This is a genomic window from Maribacter antarcticus DSM 21422 (assembly GCF_000621125.1).
Taxonomy (GTDB): domain Bacteria; phylum Bacteroidota; class Bacteroidia; order Flavobacteriales; family Flavobacteriaceae; genus Maribacter; species Maribacter antarcticus.
The window spans coordinates 123,307-139,334 of sequence record NZ_JHZC01000008.1 but is presented as its reverse complement, the minus strand read 5'-3'; the positions used below and the strand labels follow the sequence as shown (position 1 = coordinate 139,334).

Here is a 16,028-nt window from a genome sequence, read left to right as displayed (position 1 = left end):
TTTTAAGGCATGAAACGGTATTTCTTTTTTCTAATTTCTTTATTTTTAACCAGCTATTGTTGGTCACAAAACCCTGTAAACAAAGATAGTGTAACTCAACTGGACGAAGTTATATTACTGGATGCACTTCGCACCAAGAATACAATAGGGCTTACCCCTTCCGAAATCATATCTGCACGTGCTTTTCAAAACTACAGTCCTGTTTCCATAGTACCCGCTATGAATCAAATACCTGGTGTTTATGTTTTTTCCGGTGCATTGAACACCAATCGCATTACTATACGTGGTATTGGTTCGAGAACACTTTTTGGGACGAACAAGCTCCGTATGTACTACAGCGATATCCCCATAACAGACGGGTCTGGATTTTCTTCTATCGAAGCTTTTGACCTAGAAAACCTAAGCCAAATAGAAGTGGTTAAAGGACCAAAGAGCACTACGCATGGCGCCAATCTGGGCGGAGCGATAATTTTAGGCCCAAAGGAGGCTTTGGGTGTTTCTACAAATTTTTCCAATAACCTCACCGTTGGATCGTTTGGACTCTTTAAAAACAACCTCTCCTTTAACCATTATAACGGAAAACTACGTGTTGGGCTACAATACAGTCGGATGAAAACAAATGGCTACCGCGAGAACAGTAAGTTTGAACGGGATGGGCTACTACTAAATACTTCGTATCAAATCAATACTAAGAACAATATCTCCCTGCTCGTAAACCATATAGATTTTACGGCGCAAATACCTAGTTCCCTCGGTGCAACCGCCTTTGCAGAAAATCCGCAACAAGCAACGTTTACTTGGCGCGCCGCTCAAGGTTTTGAGGACAACAACTATACCTTGGTGGGACTTAATCTTGTACATCAATTTAGTAATACTTTTCAAAATTCTACCAGTATTTTCTATAATTACTTAGACAAAGAGGAAGCTAGACCTTTTGGTATTTTGGAGGAAATAACCAAAGGTTACGGACTAAGAACACTATTTTCAGGAAACTTCAACTTTAATAATCGGGGTGCCCAATACACCTTTGGAGGAGAACTCTTTAAAGACGAATACGACTGGGACGAATTTGAAAACCGATACGAAGAGAACGATGGCAACGGAAGTTTAAAAGGAAATCAATTTGCCCGAAATAAAGAATTTAGAAATCAATGGAACGCTTTTGGAACACTTTTAATACCGTTCTCCGAAAAATTTTCAACACAACTAGGGCTAAACATCAACAAAACACAATACGATTACCGAGACTTGTTCAACGCTCGCAGCGATAACAAAAGCGCGGACAGAAATTTTAAAGCTATAGTATTGCCAAACCTGATGCTAGACTATGCGCTTACAAACAACCATAAAATTTATACTAATATCAGCCGCGGATTTTCTAACCCAAGCGTGGAAGAAACCTTAACTCCGGATGGGGTTATTAATCCAGATATTGCCCAAGAAACCGGAATGAACTATGAGCTAGGAACCCTACTTTTTTTTGATGAAAAAAGGTTGAAAATAGACATTTCTTTATACCAAATGAGAATCAATAATCTCTTGGTAGGCGAACGCATAGACGAAGATAGATTTGTAGGAAGAAATGCTGGAAAAACACGTCATAATGGCCTAGAACTGGGATTGAATTATACTTGGGACGTTTCAAAAAACCTACAAATAGCGCCCTTTGTCAACTATACATTTAACGACCACAGCTTTTTAGAATTTAACGATGAAGGTGTTGATTATTCTGGGAACGCCCTTACGGGAGTTCCTAAGGTAACAGGAACAACCGGACTCCAGTTACGCTTATTTCAGCATTTTTATTGGAATACGACTCACCAATACGTAAGTACCATCCCATTAACCGACACCGGTGATTTGGATAGCGATTCATTTTCTATTTTCACCACTCGTATGGGCTATCTCAAAAAGCTTGGCACTAATTTTACTGTTGGTGTCGATTTTGGCATAAATAATCTATTTGATAGTGTTTACACGCAATCCGTACTGATTAACACCCAAGGATTCGGAGGTCGGGAACCGCGTTACTTTTATCCAGGCGATGCCCGAAATTATTATGGTAGTATTCGGTTGGGATACAAACTTTAATCCATCTTTTTAAGCCAAGTCTTCATATCAACAGCTTCGTGAATAATCCTTTTCAAATCGGAAATCGCAACACGCTCCTGTTCCATAGAATCGCGATGTCGAATAGTTACCGTTTGGTCTTCTAAGGTTTGATGGTCTACCGTGATGCAGAAAGGTGTACCATTAGCGTCTTGTCTTCTATACCTGCGACCTACGGCATCTTTTTCATCATAGGTAACGTTGAAATCCCATTTTAGGTCTTTTACTATCGCGCGGGCAACATCCGGAAGTCCGTCTTTCTTTATCAAGGGTAAGATAGCAGCTTTCGTAGGAGCTAAGACAGCAGGGAGCTTTAAAACAGTTCTGGTGCTTCCGTTCTCCAATTCTTCTTCTTGTAGCGAAGTTGCGAAGACAGCCAAGAACATACGATCTAGGCCAATAGATGTTTCCAAAACATAAGGCACATAGTTCTTATTGGTCTCGTGGTCAAAATACTGCAACTTTTTACCAGAAAATTTTTCATGGCTTCCCAAATCAAAATCTGTTCTTGAATGTATTCCTTCCAATTCCTTGAACCCAAACGGGAAACGGAATTCTATATCAGCTGCTGCATCGGCATAATGCGCCAATTTATCATGGTCATGGAAACGATAATTATCCTGACCCAAACCTAGGGAAAGATGCCATTTCATTCGTTTTTCCTTCCAGGTATCGTACCATTCTTTTTGCGTGCCGGGTTGGATAAAAAACTGCATTTCCATCTGTTCAAACTCCCGCATTCTAAAGATAAACTGGCGCGCCACAATTTCGTTTCTAAATGCTTTTCCAGTCTGGGCAATTCCAAACGGAATTTTCATCCGGCCACTTTTCTGTACGTTCAAAAAGTTTACAAAAATACCCTGTGCCGTTTCCGGTCTTAGATATAAATCCATAGCACTTTCCGCACTAGCACCTAACTTAGTACCGAACATAAGGTTAAACTGTTTTACATCTGTCCAATTTTTAGATCCGGACATAGGGCAAGCAATATCCAATTCTTCTATCAAGGCTTTTACATCAGCTAAATCCTCTTTCTCTAGGGATTGACCCATTCGTTTTAAAATGGAGTCACCTTGTTCTTTATAATCAACAACACGTTGGTTAGTAGCCAAAAACTGCTCCTTATCAAATTTATCTCCAAAACGTTTGGCTGCTTTTTTTACTTCCTTTTCTATCTTGGAATCTAGTTTACCTACATAATCCTCGATTAGAACATCGGCACGATATCTTTTATTGGAATCCTTATTGTCTATTAATGGGTCATTGAAGGCATCTACATGGCCAGAAGCTTTCCAAATGGTCGGGTGCATGAAAATAGCCGAATCCAAACCAACAATATTATCATTGAGTTGTACCATGGCCTTCCACCAATACTCTCGTATATTCTTCTTAAGCTCCGCCCCGTTCTGACCATAGTCATAAACAGCACTTAGCCCGTCGTAAATTTCACTGGATTGGAATACGTAACCGTATTCCTTTGCATGGGATATAACTTTCTTAAACTTATCTTCTTGATTTGCCATGTGGCAAAAATAGAATTTTTAGCTATAAACGAGTATAATTATTTCAATTCAAATTCCGAAGAGGTGATCAAACGTTCATCCTCAAATACATTGAGGGTATAGATGCCTTCTTTTAGAGAACCTTCAGGAACTGTTACTACCTCGCAAACTTGGAATTCGCTGCCCAAAAATATAAATTCTACACGCTTACTGTAGACGTTCCCATTCACCGTAATCGTATTGGCATTGTCTTCTACTATCTGTTTGTTTGGATTTAAGAATTGTAAATAAATAACTTTTTCTGATTCGACTTCGCTAGCATCTGTAAGAATAGTAACACATCCTCTTAGCTTCTCTATCGTAGAAGCTTTATTAGTACCCACCGGTCTAGAACTCCGCATCCTAAAGCCACGACCTTCGGAAAAATCCATCTTTAAGTAACTTTTGGTCTTCAGTTTTTGGTTCAGTTCCAATATTTTTCTGCGTTGTAGCGCCTCCGCTTCTGCAAGAGAGCTACTATTTGAACGTAAAATTTCTACTTCGTTTCTGGTTTCCTCATATTTTTCGGTCAGTAATATATTGTTGTACCTAAGAAAATTATTTTTCAATTTAAGACTATCATTCTTCGCTTCTAGCCTTCGTAATTCTGTCTTAAATTCCCGTAACTTACCTATAGTGAAAGTTAACCTTCCAACGGAATCTAATAACTGTTGCACCCTATATTTAGAATCTTGAAGCTCGATATCGCTTACCTCGTTCAATGTAGACATAAGGTCTACATCAGCTTTCATGAGCGTAAGATCGCTTATCAAAATATTCTTTTCTTTTTCTAAAAAGTTGATTTGCGAGGCAGACTGCGCGTGACTAAAGTAAAAAGCAATAAGAATACCTATCACAACGGCAACAAGTGCAGCAAGGATTATGTTATAATTGAATTTGTTATCTTGACTATCCATTAAAAATTGGCCGTTAAGTAGGTTAACAAAAAATTACAGGATTTGACCCGTAGCAAGCTTTCAAAGATAATAAACGATATAAACACCCTCCTATTGCCCGTGGTATGTTTTGGATGTAATGAGCAATTATACAGAGGAGAGAAACATATGTGTACCGTTTGTCGACATCAGCTGCCACTCACCGAGTATACCTTTAACGTTGAAAACCCAATAGACCGTATTTTTTACGGTCGAATTAACATAAAAAAGGCAAATTCCTTTCTATTCTTTACAAATCATGGTATTGTAAAAAATTTAATACATCACTTAAAATATAAAGGACAAGAGCAAATTGGTGAATTTTTAGGAGATTGGTTTGGCCTTATCCTGAAAGAAAATAGCAACCTACCTGCTATACATTATGTAATCCCTGTTCCATTGCATAGAAAAAAACTACGAAAAAGAGGCTATAATCAAACTTCGCTATTCGCCCAACAACTAGCGTTTCACCTTAACAGCAGGTGTAACAACCAACTTCTTATCAAGACAGCCAATACAAAAACACAAACAAAGAAAACACGATTGAGCCGTTGGTATGACAATAGATCGCTCTACGAGATTACCAACCAAGACCTCCTTAAAAACAAAACTATCCTATTGGTAGATGACGTAATTACCACAGGTGCCACAATGGAACTTTGCGCAACAGAGATAAAAAAAGTCCCTGGAACTACGGTATTCATTGCAAGTATGGCAGTTGTTGTTTGAGTTTACACATGAGGCTTAAAAGCCTATTTCATGAAGTTTTGATTAATTTTAGTTGGATTTTCACCATACTTTTAATAAAAAGAGGTGGTGGCTATATTTTTACTTTAGCTTTACGCCTATAAACTACCCCTAATTTTATGTAGCAGAAGAGCTTCGAATTTTCAATTCGGCTTGATTTAGTTTCTATTAAATATGTTGTTTCTTTGTGCGAGAACTATATAGATGTTACGAAGAGTATTAGCCGTTTTTTTTGTTTTTTTTATAGCCTTGGCCTTTTATCAATGTGCTCGAAAAGGAACGCCCACAGGAGGCCCTAGGGATGTAACACCTCCGGTGTTACTAAAAGCAGAGCCAGAAAATATGTCTATCAATTTTAAGACCCAAAAAATTAGGCTTTATTTTGATGAGCTTGTGAAATTAAAAGATGTCCAAGAACAGCTCATCGTTTCTCCCCCCCTTAAATATCAGCCTTTGTTGAAGCCGCAAGGCGGAGCAAGTAAATTCATAGAGGTCACAATCAAGGATACGCTACTAGAAAATACGACCTACACTCTGAATTTTGGGCAAAGTATCGTAGACAACAACGAGGAGAATCCAAATCCTTTTTTAACCTATGTATTTTCTACGGGTACGTATATTGATTCCTTAGAACTTTCAGGTGCCGTAAAAGATGCCTTCAACAAAGCTGCAGATGATTTTGTTAGCGTAATGCTTTACCAAATAGATTCTGCCTACACCGATTCTACTGTATATCAAAAGCCTCCTAATTATATCACAAACACCTTAGACAGTACCGTGGTTTTTAAATTGAGAAACCTTAAGGAAGGAACCTATGCCCTTATTGGGCTCAAGGACGCCGCAAAAGATAATATCTTTGACCAAAAAGCAGATAAAATTGGATTTGTAAGGGATACAATAACCCTACCTACAGACTCCATCTATCTACTCAGCCTGTTCAAAGAAGAGCCTGATTATAGTATAATAGTACCTTCAATGGTCGCAAAAAATAGAATTAGTTTTGGTTATTATGGTAATGGAAACGATATTGAAATAAATACCTTGACCCAATTACCAGATACCGTTTCAGCTACTATTCTAAAAGAACGAAACAAAGACACCTTGGATTATTGGTTTACCCCATTTGAAATGGATTCCATCATTTTTACCGTAACCAACGAGAAACTAAAAGTACAGGATACGTTTAGTGTCAAAAACAGAAAAGTTGAATTGGACACCCTGTTATTGAACCTGAACCAAAGAGGAACTTTACAATTTGATAAACAGTTAAGCATCCTATCGAATACGCCTTTAGTAAAAGCAGATAGTTCTAAAATCACTTTAATAAACAAAGATTCCTTAAACGTCCCTTACACACTTGTTTTAGATAGCTTAGAAAATAAATTAAATGTCTTGTTTGAACTGCAAGCAAACGAAAGCTACAAAATGCAGTTATTACCCGGTACGGTCTTAGATTTTTTCGATAGCACGAACGACACCCTCGCATACGCATTCGGAACCAAAATCCTTTCGGATTACGGTAATTTACAAATGAACGTGAACGGAGATAATATTTCTTATCCTATTATTGTGCAGCTCCTTAATGAAAAAGAAGAGGTACAACGCGAAATATATGCTGAGGGGCCGAAGGTTTTTGAATTTAACAATATTGACCCCACTAATTATTTGGTGCGTATCATTTTTGATGAGAACCGAAACAAAAAATGGGACACAGGAAGTTATCTTAAAAAAATGCAACCAGAAAAAGTGAGTTATTATCCTGGGGTTATAGAGATACGTGCGAACTGGGAAAAAATTGAAACCTTTACCCTAAAAGACTAAAAACATCCTTATCATTAAGGAACCCAAGCTTTTTCCGTGTTTCCGTTATGTGCTTTTTGGACAGCGCTACCTCTAAAACCGCCTCATCCTCAGAAAATAATAGTTGCTTTCCTAAAGTATCATAGACCCCAGAATGTCCCGAATAGCTGTGACCGATAAAATCTGTACCTACCCTATTTACACCCACACAATACGCCATATTTTCAATGGCCCTAGCCCTTAACAAAGTATCCCAAGCTTCTACTCTTGTCTTTGGCCAATTGGCCACATAAAGCAACACGTCATACTTCATCGTGTTTCTGCTCCAAACTGGAAAACGAAGATCATAACAAATCAAGGGACAAAATACAAATCCTTTATAATTTACCAACAGCTGCTTGGTTCCTGCTGTATATTTCTCGTTCTCACCGGCCAGCGTAAACGTATGCCTTTTATCATAAGCTGAAATACTACCGTCCGGTTTAACGAACAATAACCTATTGAAATTCTTTGTTCCCTCTCTATAAACAATACTTCCTACAATAGCGGCATTTGAACTCTGGGATATACCCTGCATCCAAACTAGGGTAGCCTCATCTTCGAAAGGAGAGATATTATCGGGACACATAGTAAAACCAGTGGTAAACATCTCTGGAAGGATAATAACGTCAACATCCTTGGAGAGCGACTCTATTTTTTTTGAGAATACTTCCCTATTGGCCTCAGGGCTTTCCCAAAGTAGGGGTGCTTGTATCAATGCTATTTTAAGATTTTCTTCCATTTCCTTCATTTAGTAAACAGTGATTTTCTGCTAAATAAGCGCTACCTAAAAAGGTAAAAGATTATAGAAATATCGATAAAATACTCCTATTACATCCATATACAAACACGCTGTGTGAGTCACCCAAAGTTTCTAAATTATGGCGCAAAATATAATAATACAGTAATCCTATATCTTACCTTTTTTTTTAAAACAAGACCCTATATTCGTCATCCTTTACCTTCTAATAAATCAATTAAGGCAGGAGAGCCTTGCAACTTCGCATGGTCTAATGCCGTATTGCCTCGTGCATCTTTTATAGCTATATCGGCTCCTTTGGCTAAAAGCATTTGAGCAATTTCAGGTCTATTGAAAGTAACAGCATAAATTAATGGGCTGGAACCCATAGTATTCCGTTCGTTTACATTAGCTCCGTTTTCTATTAACTTTTTTGCAAGGGGGATGAAGCCCTTAAAACAAACACCCATTAGGGCTGTATTCCCCGTACCATCTTTTTCATCAACTACAGCTCCACTTTCAAGTAAAAAATCTGTTATTTCTAAAAAATCATAATAACTAGCAAGTATCAGCGAGGTACTACCACGAGAATCCCTTGCATGTATCAAATTAGGTTCGGTTGCTATAAGGGTTTTAATTTTAGGAAGATTTCCTTTCCGAATTTCATCAAAAAAATGAGCTGTGTTATCCATCAATTCAAGATATAAAACTTAAGCGAATTTCGGAAATGTTTTCCCATCACTCCTATAAATAAGATAAAAAAAGAATACTTACTAAACCCAAATAATAAAAATAAAGACTTCAAAGTACTGCGGATAATAATCAAGACACTTAGTTTATTTATTTTCTAAATTTTACAGCGCAATGCACTATCAAGGTTCATTCTTTCGTGCTAAAAATAATACAAAATAAACCCTACTAAATAGTACTTTAGGTTTTGTGATCTCAATTTAAAGGGATGTGACTTTAGTAAAAACATATCTTCATTTAGCAACAGGAGACTGGCAATAGAAAATATTTCTTTCCCGAATTTAAGCGCAAATAAACTCCCCAATGTTATTTTCGTAAACCTCTCCCGCCATTTGTGAATGGCTGGGAGTTACTATAAAAGATTAAGGATGTCGGCATTTTTAACAAGAAAAAATTAAAATAATTCCTATAAATTTCTCTACTAATCCTAGGGAAATAGAAATGATAGAAAAGTATCCTCTAATAACCCAATATGTTTTGAGGCCAATTACGCCATCTGAGTTGGAGGCCATAAATAATTCTTAGCACTAGAATTTTATCATATTTGGGTATAGTAAATAAAGAGCAATTCAGAAGAAAATTATAAGGTTCAATACCATAAATTGACAAACAATTATCCTGAAACCGATAACTCCTAACGATTTTGAAACAGTACTAAACACGTGGTTCGTTTGGTTTAGTTATTAATACTAATATTTGGTTAACATAAAAAGATTAATTTGATTCACCTTTTTATGTTAACCAACCCTATAAATAACATTGTATTCAACGAAATAATAAAATCAGCCTTACAGCAAAAGGATTAGCCCTAATTTTATCTCCTTTTTTTGTGATGAGCAGTTTAAACTGCTTACATTAGACATAGTAATGAAAGCATATCACAACTGTTGTATAATCGATGATGATGAGTTTTTTGCATTTAACGCAAAAAGACTCATTATAGATTCTGATTTTTCAGAAAATGTACTCTGGTATTCAGATGGCCAACGTGCAATTGATGGACTCATTGGATTACTAATTGAAAACATAAGTCTTCCTGAAATTATTTTGTTGGATTTAAATATGCCGAATAAAAATGGTTGGGAATTTCTTGATGAATTTGCGGCATTGCCTTTAAAAAAAAGAGAAAACGTTCATATTTTTATCGCAAGCTCTTTTGTAAGCCCTGATCTTATGGAAAAAGCAAAGGGCTATAATCTTGTATTAGAATATCTAGTAAAACCGCTAACCAAAGAATCTTTAGTAAAAATCTCAACCTTTCAAAAAAAATAAATTATTCTCTAGCTTTAGGAGTGTAATCCTCAGGAGCTATTTGCGGTTCATTAATTGTTCCCTCACCTCCAGTATCGTTGTACAACACCCATTCTGTAATCGTATAAGAGCTATTCCCAGTCTTCACTTCAAGTTTTCTAAATGCCCTACCATCTTCAAATTCATGGTCGGTACCGGAACCATCTACGCCTACCACACCAAAAACATCGATAACAGTTCCAAACGGATCTATGAGTTGTAGATTGTCATCGCCATTGGAATCTGCAGGAGAATTACTTCCGCCCATAACATCAGGAGAAAAACCATAAACATTCAAAAATTCTTCTGTATTAGCGGCTACCACCAAAGTGCTTTTCCCAGCTATGTTGTATGCGGATAAATCTAAGCTAGAACTTACTTCCAAGGATGCGTTGGTGTATCTAACTATTTGCCAACTATTTAAAGATAAAAGAGTGTCAGATGCGTTATAGATTTCTATAAACCTGGCCTTTGCTTTATTATGGGGGTCTGCCAGTTCAGTAAAGAAAATGGCTTGGGAGGTAAATTCATCAATAACATCCTCGCACCGCTCGTTAGTAAAACTGATATCCTCCAAAGCTCGAATCTGAATATAAAATTCGTTGTTTTCATTAATCAATAATCCGATAATGCTTCCACTACCTTCAGGTACTAAGTTGGCCTGAAAATCTGAATAACCACTATTCCGTATTTCTATTTCATTATCGTCACAATCGACTAGCAATCTTAAGGTTTCCTTTTTTTCCACAGCAAAGCTAAGCCCTAATTCGTCTTGGAAAAACTCCACATTATTAATTTCTACCAGTGAGCCTGCTGTTATAATAGCCAATTCTGATATATCAATTATGGTAGGTACGATATCCTGTTTATCATCACAAGAAACGAACACATGTTCGAACACTGCATTGGATGGAAGCCTTCCTACTGATATATTACCAAAAGAAGTAAATACCCCACCTATTTTATACACGCCTTTTGACTTCCCCAAATACAGCCCTTTTAACTTGATTCGTATGTTATCCCCAACAGCGAAAAACAAATGTGAATCTCTCAAATCTATTTCAATCTGAAATGCTTCCGTAGGGTTAGACGGCGTGTCCTGAAAATGTAGTACTCCGAAAAAATTACCGGTAACATCAGAAGAAACAACATACCCCTCGATAATTAAATCTTCGTGTATTTGTATCGTTTCTCCGGTATATAATCCCTTGATATCAGAAAAGCTGGTATTGGCTTTCAAATCCGTGTTACACGTTTTATTCAAGATATCAAAATCCCTATCATTAACACAACTCATAACAACAAAAAGCACCAATAGCAGCCAACATAAACCCTTATTAATTGGTATTAAGAATAATGAATTCATGTTCATAATTTAAAAACTTATGGCTATATTAATAAAATACGTACGACCAAAACCATACCAATATTTAGGAGCAAATGCTGGTGAGCCGCTCAGATTATCTCGTTGCAACTGTCCAAAATTACCATTCCTGCTCTGCTCATAACCTCCTGTCCTAAAGCCGGTATTAAAGAGATTATTTACACTGGCAAAAACGCCTATATATTTTCCGTTTTTTAACCAAGATTTGCCTCCAACCATGTTCAACAAATAAAAGTTATCGAGTGGTTTTTGAGCCAATAGCCTATTAACGTTCTCTGGAGTAGCATCAGGAAAATTTTGTCCAGTTTCAGGATCGAGATAAAAGCTATTTGTTCTGGTAATGGTAGAAATATTGGCATAATTATTAGCAAGATAGTTTGCTGTCATGCCCACCCACCAGTATTTAGGGTCACGATATTCCAGCCCCAAAGCAATGGCCTTTTGCGGACCCTGGGCTAGGTTTAGTCCTTTAATATTTGCTTCTCCTAAATCTTTGGAACCACTTATATCTATGAGTTCTTCATCTGCACTAGCCGTATCAAAATTGATATTTACAAAAGGGTTACTAGCAAAAGTGTAATTTCCCAGCGCAGCTACCGCCGATACTTTTACGGCAGCCGATAACTGGTATTCCAATCCCAGCTCCAAGCCTTTGTGCAGCTTATCTAAATCGGTCAATACCTCTTGTACAAAGTCAGAGCCTACTCCAGAATCCACAAAGAAAAAATTTACATCCGTTGTGTTTTGAAATCTGGTATAAAAACCAGTGAGTCTGCCCGTAAGTTTAGGCATCCGTATGTAATAGTTAAAATCCATAGTGCTTATCGTTTCCCTTTGTAGCTTCTGTACTATGGTATTGGACTCTCTTGGATTAATGAAAATATTCTGCAACAAAGGAGGTCTTTGCAGAAAACCCACATGTGCGTTAACCCAATGCCGACCTGTAATTTTATGAGACACTCCGCCCTTTACACTAAAATTAGAAAAATCTACTTTTTCACTTTTCCCTGCAGCGTTTTCCAAAAATCGTTCATTCTGGAAAAAACCATCACGCTGATACGAAACTACCGAGTACTGTCCCGATACAAAGCCCTTCCATTTATTATAATCAATATTTAGCTGCGCAAAAGCATCCGTATGATTGGCTAAAAATTCATAACTGTAGTTGAACTTTTGTCCTTGTTCACGATTTACCTCTGCATCTATATTATTTCTGGTATCTGAAAATGGATCTATATCCTCATGATATGCCGCTCCTAACAAGTCAGCTATCAGTGCATAGTTTTTAGATTGGAGGTTTTTGTGCGTGAACCCGAAATCTAACTTAAAGCTACTGCTTATCGTATAATTTCCGTTGACCCTTGCCGTAAACTGGGTGTCGTTTATTACATCGTCATACAACACATAGGCTGCCTTTCCACTGTTGGACGGACTCCTATTTGCCGTATATACATATTGCCAATTCCATTGTGGGTCGCTCAAAAAGCTGGTTCGCGCCCTATCCGCACTTACAAAATTAGCACCTATCGGACTGTTGATATAAAAACTAGGTAAATACCTGTAGAAGCTTGGGTCTGGATTAGGAGCATTATAGTATCCTATTCTGCTTCTGGCGTGTTTTCCCGTCTGAAAAGCCAACCCCATCGTAAGGTTCCATTTTTCGGAATCGTAAAAATAGTTGAGTAATACCATAGGTTCGGATATACGACGTTCCCTAGAATTTCTGATTTCCCCATCTTGTGTTCCCCAGTAGGGATTATAGCCATTCCCCACCAAATCGTACACTTCTTCCGTAATCGCAGAAGATCTTCCCCTTCTGTTGGTTGCTGAAAATGCCGTTAGGGTGATGCTATTTTTTGGGTTTAATTGATATTCCAACGCCCCATAAAACGAATAGGCGTCATACAAAGTACCGTCTCTGTAGCCTTCCTTGGCCCATCTTCTAGAAGTAGAAACCATATAGGCCAATCCATCCTCCTTTACCCCTGAATTATAGGTTGCCATTATCCTACCCGTATAAGTTCTATTGGAAGCAGAAGAAGATAACCGCAATCCGGAGCGTAAACCAGAAGGCCTTAAATCTATATTCGTATTACCCAGTATGCCTCCAAAAGTGTGGGCGGAAGCTCCTAGACCATTTGTGAATTCCTGATTTCTGATTACATCGTTGAGGCCGCCCCAGTTGTTCCATTGCGGCCTGCCATCGAATAGCTTGTTCATAGGAATACCGTTCAACAAAACTTCTCCATTTTGAGAATCATATCCACGTACCCGAAAAAAGGCTTGCCCAAAATCGAAAGCTGCCCTATTCAAAAAAATATCTCGGGTAGATTGCAGCAACCCCAACGAACTAGCACTGCCTTCATCATCCAATAACTCGGCATCCGTAAGGGTAATGAGATTATCCTGCTTTTCTAAGGTCAAATCTGTTTGTAAGTAAATGTTGCCTAGGGCTATATTGGTGTCATCAAGGAATATTGGGATTCTTTTGGTTACAAACTCCGAAAATTCAACTCTTAAAATATATTCTCCTTGTAACGAAACAATAAGACTGAAGGTTCCAGATGCATTCGTTTCTCCAAAAATCTGTTCCCCCTCCAAAGACACCTTTCCACCAAGGACAACCGCTTTATCCAAAGTCTTAAAAACCGTTCCGGTAATAACGACATCTGTCTGGGTATACACGTATAATGTATGCCAAAAAAGCAGTATAAATAGAAGCTTTCTAAACATACTTGATGGTTAGTGCATTCGATTAATTGTACTACAATATATTCAAAAAAGTATTAATTAGGTAAATATATTCCGATTAATACAGTATATTTTAGGTCACAATCATCTGAAAATGAGATTAAAGCTATTCTATTTCTTATTTCTGTCTGTTATTTGGGCACATAGTCAAAGCGAAAATGAATACGAGTTAAGGACCATCGCATTTTATAATTTAGAGAACCTTTTTGATACTAAAAATGATACGCTGATCTATGATGATGACCGAACTCCAGAAGGAAAAGATGCGTGGACTCAGGAACGATATGACCATAAATTAGGACAACTCTCCAAGGTAATCTCGCAAATAGGTCTAGATATCAGTAAAAATCCTCCTGATATTCTGGGGGTTTGTGAGGTAGAAAACAAACAGGTATTACAAGATTTAGTCAACCACCAAAACCTTAGAAAATACGATTATGGTATCGTTCATTTTGATTCACCTGACGAGCGAGGGATAGACGTTGCGCTGTTGTATCGGAAATCAGTCTTTATTCCTATGGCCTTCGAGAGCAGACGGTTATTACTTTCCAAAGACAATGACAAACGCGATTATACCCGAGATCAATTGGTAGTGGAGGGATTGTTAGATAATGAAAGAATTCATTTTATCGTAAATCACTGGCCCTCTAGGAGCGGTGGTGAAGCACGTAGTAGACCTTTTAGACTAGCAGCTGCTAAATTGAACAAACGTATTATCGACTCCATCCAACGGAACAACTCCTTGGCGAAAATTATAAGCATGGGCGATTTTAACGATGACCCAGTAAATCCCAGTATGAAAAGAGTGCTGGGCGTAAAAGGGAAAAAGAAACAATTAGAGGCTATGAGCCTATTTGGTCCTATGGAAAAACTATTCCGAAAAGGAGCTGGTTCCTTGGCATATAGAGACAAATGGAACGTCTTTGACCAAATATATATGACGGCTAATCTGGTTAACAGTAAAAAAGAACACTATAGCTTTTGGAAAGCACGTATTTTCACCCCTAGCTTCATCATTGACCCCAAAGGAAAGTACAAAGGCTACCCCTTACGCAGCTACGCAGGTGGAAGTTATATTGGAGGTTACAGCGATCACTTTCCAGTATATATTTATCTAGTACGAGAGGTTGGCTCTCCATGAGTTACTTTTACTAACAATTATAATAAAATTGTTTTAGTAACCGGAGCGCATGGCACCTAAAAAGATATCGACAAGCATATAATAGCTATTACATCCAACAAAAAAGCCAAGAAGATTACACCTCTTGGCAAATTTATAACCCAATTAAATATGTGAAAGATTACTATTGAAAATAAACCCGTTATTTGTCTAAATTCTTTAGTGTAATGTTACGCCATTTCACTTTAATACCACCGCCATCATGAATCTGCAATAGGACAGCGCCTTCACCAGCTCCTATAATTTTATCATTTAAAGTAATCATTTTAGTGCCATTCACCCATGAAGTAAGGGCATCACCATCTACCCTAATTTTCATTTTGTTCCATTCTCCCATTTTTAAGGCTATATCCTTTTTTGGGTCGGGTTTGATGAGCCAATTACGACCATAGGATTCATATACTCCGCCAGTATGTTTTCCTGGTGGAGCAATTTCTACTTGCCAACCACTAACGGTTGTGCCGTCTACAGTAGAACGGATAAACACACCGCTATTACCGTCTGCCTCTTGCTTAAATTCAAGTTCCAAGACATAATTCTTGTAGTTATCAGTAGTACCAAGATATCCGTAACCCTTGTCTGGACCACTTTCGCATATAAGGAGCCCATCTTCTACATACCATTTTTCAGTACCATAAATAGTCCATCCTTCTAGGTTTTCTCCGTTAAATAATGTCTTCTTTTGAGCAGAAACTCCTAGTGAAAGAAGTATGATGATCGCTGATAGAATGTTCTTCATTTGCATTTATGATTAATGACGGAT

Annotated in this window: 12 protein-coding genes; 5 read left to right on the top strand and 7 right to left on the bottom strand. The window is 37.6% G+C overall.

Annotated elements, in window-relative coordinates; translation table 11 throughout:
- The first annotated feature begins 9 nt into the window (after positions 1-9).
- Entirely contained in the window at positions 10-2,091 is a 2,082-nt protein-coding gene (locus Q360_RS0109085; protein ID WP_027076811.1) for a TonB-dependent receptor family protein, read from the top strand.
- On the opposite strand, the gene Q360_RS0109080 is transcribed toward Q360_RS0109085, so the two are convergent.
- Together Q360_RS0109080 and Q360_RS0109075 are read right to left on the bottom strand one after the other, a co-directional pair.
- Positions 2,088-3,632: a glycine--tRNA ligase gene (locus Q360_RS0109080; protein ID WP_027076810.1), complete on the bottom strand. Its 1,545-nt coding sequence runs from the start codon at positions 3,630-3,632 to the stop codon at positions 2,088-2,090. The genes Q360_RS0109085 and Q360_RS0109080 overlap by 4 nt on opposite strands.
- 38 nt (positions 3,633-3,670) lie before the next feature.
- Entirely contained in the window at positions 3,671-4,567 is an 897-nt protein-coding gene (locus Q360_RS0109075; RefSeq protein ID WP_027076809.1) for a hypothetical protein, read from the bottom strand.
- Between the two features lie 42 nt (positions 4,568-4,609).
- Here Q360_RS0109075 and Q360_RS0109070 point away from each other — a divergent pair, with 42 nt between their 5' ends.
- Both Q360_RS0109070 and Q360_RS0109065 read left to right on the top strand, forming a co-directional pair.
- Positions 4,610-5,314 (top strand): ComF family protein, encoded by a 705-nt coding sequence (locus Q360_RS0109070; protein WP_027076808.1) that lies wholly within the window; start codon positions 4,610-4,612, stop codon positions 5,312-5,314.
- A 222-nt stretch (positions 5,315-5,536) separates the two neighbouring features.
- On the top strand, positions 5,537-7,153 hold the full coding sequence (locus Q360_RS0109065; RefSeq protein WP_027076807.1) for an Ig-like domain-containing protein: 1,617 nt from the start codon (positions 5,537-5,539) through the stop codon (positions 7,151-7,153).
- Here Q360_RS0109065 and Q360_RS0109060 read toward each other — a convergent pair.
- Together Q360_RS0109060 and Q360_RS0109055 are read right to left on the bottom strand one after the other, a co-directional pair.
- The gene (locus tag Q360_RS0109060; RefSeq protein WP_027076806.1) at positions 7,137-7,913 is read right to left on the bottom strand and encodes an amidohydrolase; all 777 of its coding nucleotides are present in this window, start codon (positions 7,911-7,913) and stop codon (positions 7,137-7,139) included. The two genes, Q360_RS0109065 and Q360_RS0109060, sit on opposite strands and share 17 nt — an antisense overlap.
- A 209-nt stretch (positions 7,914-8,122) precedes the next feature.
- The gene (locus tag Q360_RS0109055) at positions 8,123-8,602 is read right to left on the bottom strand and encodes an ankyrin repeat domain-containing protein (RefSeq protein ID WP_036195539.1); all 480 of its coding nucleotides are present in this window, start codon (positions 8,600-8,602) and stop codon (positions 8,123-8,125) included.
- 925 nt (positions 8,603-9,527) lie between these two features.
- Between Q360_RS0109055 and Q360_RS0109050 the strand changes: the two genes are divergently transcribed.
- On the top strand, positions 9,528-9,932 hold the full coding sequence (locus Q360_RS0109050) for a response regulator (protein ID WP_027076804.1): 405 nt from the start codon (positions 9,528-9,530) through the stop codon (positions 9,930-9,932).
- Between the two features lies 1 nt (position 9,933).
- Here the strand turns inward: Q360_RS0109050 and Q360_RS0109045 are convergent, their stop codons facing one another.
- A complete protein-coding gene (locus Q360_RS0109045) occupies positions 9,934-11,316 on the bottom strand; it encodes a DUF5689 domain-containing protein (RefSeq protein WP_051554654.1) in 1,383 nt (460 codons plus the stop codon).
- Positions 11,317-11,325: 9 nt separating this feature from the next.
- Complete coding sequence (locus Q360_RS0109040; RefSeq protein WP_027076802.1) at positions 11,326-14,067, bottom strand: TonB-dependent receptor; 2,742 nt, start codon at positions 14,065-14,067, stop codon at positions 11,326-11,328.
- A 112-nt stretch (positions 14,068-14,179) separates the two neighbouring features.
- Between Q360_RS0109040 and Q360_RS0109035 the strand changes: the two genes are divergently transcribed.
- Positions 14,180-15,226 (top strand): endonuclease/exonuclease/phosphatase family protein, encoded by a 1,047-nt coding sequence (locus Q360_RS0109035; protein ID WP_027076801.1) that lies wholly within the window; start codon positions 14,180-14,182, stop codon positions 15,224-15,226.
- 181 nt (positions 15,227-15,407) lie between these two features.
- Here the strand turns inward: Q360_RS0109035 and Q360_RS0109030 are convergent, their stop codons facing one another.
- Positions 15,408-16,004 carry a 3-keto-disaccharide hydrolase gene (locus Q360_RS0109030; protein ID WP_027076800.1) on the bottom strand — a complete coding sequence of 199 codons (597 nt, stop codon included), beginning with the start codon at positions 16,002-16,004 and terminating at the stop codon, positions 15,408-15,410.
- Positions 16,005-16,028: the final 24 nt, after the last annotated feature.

Coding starts and splice junctions, on each gene's coding strand:
- Q360_RS0109035 (WP_027076801.1), top strand. CDS start 14,180: ATGAGATTAAAGCTATTCTATTTCTTATTTCTGTCTGTTATTTGGGCA.
- Q360_RS0109080 (WP_027076810.1), bottom strand. CDS start 3,632: ATGGCAAATCAAGAAGATAAGTTTAAGAAAGTTATATCCCATGCAAAG.
- Q360_RS0109075 (WP_027076809.1), bottom strand. CDS start 4,567: ATGGATAGTCAAGATAACAAATTCAATTATAACATAATCCTTGCTGCA.
- Q360_RS0109085 (WP_027076811.1), top strand. CDS start 10: ATGAAACGGTATTTCTTTTTTCTAATTTCTTTATTTTTAACCAGCTAT.
- Q360_RS0109050 (WP_027076804.1), top strand. CDS start 9,528: ATGAAAGCATATCACAACTGTTGTATAATCGATGATGATGAGTTTTTT.
- Q360_RS0109040 (WP_027076802.1), bottom strand. CDS start 14,067: ATGTTTAGAAAGCTTCTATTTATACTGCTTTTTTGGCATACATTATAC.
- Q360_RS0109060 (WP_027076806.1), bottom strand. CDS start 7,913: ATGGAAGAAAATCTTAAAATAGCATTGATACAAGCACCCCTACTTTGG.
- Q360_RS0109055 (WP_036195539.1), bottom strand. CDS start 8,602: ATGGATAACACAGCTCATTTTTTTGATGAAATTCGGAAAGGAAATCTT.
- Q360_RS0109065 (WP_027076807.1), top strand. CDS start 5,537: ATGTTACGAAGAGTATTAGCCGTTTTTTTTGTTTTTTTTATAGCCTTG.
- Q360_RS0109045 (WP_051554654.1), bottom strand. CDS start 11,316: ATGAATTCATTATTCTTAATACCAATTAATAAGGGTTTATGTTGGCTG.
- Q360_RS0109030 (WP_027076800.1), bottom strand. CDS start 16,004: ATGAAGAACATTCTATCAGCGATCATCATACTTCTTTCACTAGGAGTT.